The following is a 337-nucleotide window of genomic DNA, read 5'->3' on the forward strand; positions in this document are numbered from 1 at the left end:
GGTTGGTCCATCGAAGATCATGGTACGTACTACATCATCAAATGCATGATAGAAGAACCAGAACATCCTCCTATCAATTATTCAAAAGCAGACGGTGTCATTGGTGTAGATCTCAACTACAATCATATTGCTTTCTCCCATGTGAATGGACAAGGACAATTACTTTCCTCCTCCTGTCTCTATTTCTCCTTAGAAGGAAAACAAAGCGGACAAATCACAAAAATTCTAGAAGCAGAAGCGATTCGTTTGGTGGACATCGCCGTTCAAAGGAATAAGCCGATTGTGTTAGAAGCATTGGATACAACCCTCTCCAAGTCTGCCGGACGTTACCGCAATC

At 42.4% G+C, this 337-nt stretch carries 1 pseudogene; it reads left to right on the forward strand.

The annotated features are described in order from the left end of the window. Window positions 1–337, forward strand: a pseudogene (locus tag AAHB12_RS31460) (IS200/IS605 family accessory protein TnpB-related protein); the annotation flags it as partial.

It is taken from the genome of Bacillus sp. OTU530, from assembly GCF_038440375.1.